Origin of the sequence: Bacillus sp. AP50, assembly GCF_040492675.1 — a bacterium.
In the GTDB taxonomy this organism is placed as follows: Bacteria; Bacillota; Bacilli; order Bacillales; family Bacillaceae_G; genus Bacillus_A; species Bacillus_A cereus.
In genome coordinates this window covers 1-1,599 of the sequence record NZ_JBEUTW010000428.1, presented here as the reverse complement: position 1 = coordinate 1,599, position 1,599 = coordinate 1, and the positions used below count along the sequence as shown (strand labels likewise).

Genomic DNA, 1,599 nt, shown 5'->3' with positions numbered 1-1,599 from the left:
TTTCTATATAGTTCCAAATGTATGAGGTTATAGAGTAAGAAAGTGAATTTGAACCAAAACGCTATTTTAATAAGAGTTGGTTCTCACTCGAAAGCAAGGATTGTATAGGAAGTCCCAAAAAGTTCTTTTTAGATGTATTAATAGTTAGGGAAACATAAATCTGGAAATAAAACTTGATATTCTGGGATTAATCGAAGGTCAACAGTTGTACTTGCAAAGGATTTATATTTTGTTTCTAATTCAGCTAGTGTAACTAGGTGATGCGTACCTAAGCCCTTCTGTATGCTATGTTTAGAAAGGGTTGGACCAATTTGTAATTTTCGATTTTTCATAGCTATGTTCCATGGACTGTAAAAGAATTTTAAAACGAAAGCAGGGTACATGTAAACGATAAAGGAATGATTTGACCAATGCCTTCCGGCTATATAGTTACCATGCGAATAATTGTGGATTAGTCTACCTCCGTAGTATGGGGCAGGTGGAGTAGGATGGATTATTCTCCCGTGATAACGCTGTTTGACAAGGGGAATTCCGTATCTCGGATTGGAATAACCATGAGTAGGGTCATCTACCATCAGAATAGTCCTAATAGCATACATGTTTTGCCCTAAAGTGACAAGAGATGAGAAAAAGGCTTCCTTATCAAAACAGCAAAGAAATTCAGTGGTATTTAATACCATTTTCCACCCTGTAATTTCTTTTTCTATGTTCATTACTTCTTGATCAACTAATATGGCATCAAACTCTACTACTTTTGAATGGCGGATTTCCCAATGAGGTGCAAATAATCTACATATTTCTACTGAGCGATCAGTAGATCCTCGATTAATAAGAATACCGTGATCAAATAGTCTTGTGTGGTGCATTAGCCACCATGGGAGTAGATACTCTTCATTGTAAAAATGGGAAATTAAAGTTGTATTAATGAAAAAACCCTCCTTATAAATATGGATAAAATATTTCTTGCACTAGTATAATGTTTATCCTAGTAAATATGCATGTCGTGAGTATATTTGAGCAAAATGTTTATTGACAAATATAAAGAGCGCTTTTTAAGGCGCTCTAAAACAAGATATATTTTGAAAGAGAAATCAAAGCATTATATGCATACTGTTTTAGAATGTTGTAGTTTGAAAGTTTAATTGTAATAAAAAATAAAGCCAACATATAAGTGTGCCTTTATGAACGCTTTGAATGTGTATAGTGACTAGCTAGTCACTATACACCATTATTAGGATTTTAATTCCAATAATGGTTGTTGAGAAATAAAAATCTTATTTTGCACAACAAAGCAGCCATCTCTAATTAGCTAACTATTTGTTGTACAAAAGAAATTAGGCCCTACAAGTTCGGATATGTAACTTTAAGTTACAGTTATAGTATGCACAAGACTCCACATGTTATGTGGGTGCAACTTAATAAAAATTTCATTTTGTATTAAGTTGGAATATAAAAAGAGCACTTAATAAAGTGCTCTCGTGACGAGACTCATTTTATAACGACTATTTTATAAAGAAAGGAACTCAAGATATTATATGTGAACCAGTTAATTGAGTACCTTGTACATATAAAGAGCAGCTAACAAAAGTTAACTGCTCA

Annotated in this window: 1 protein-coding gene; it reads right to left on the bottom strand. The window is 33.1% G+C overall.

From position 1 onward, the window contains the following. Positions 1-137: 137 nt before the first annotated feature. Complete coding sequence (locus tag ABWK52_RS23960) at positions 138-866, bottom strand: hypothetical protein (RefSeq protein ID WP_000546552.1); 729 nt, start codon at positions 864-866, stop codon at positions 138-140. Between the last annotated feature and the right edge of the window lie 733 nt (positions 867-1,599).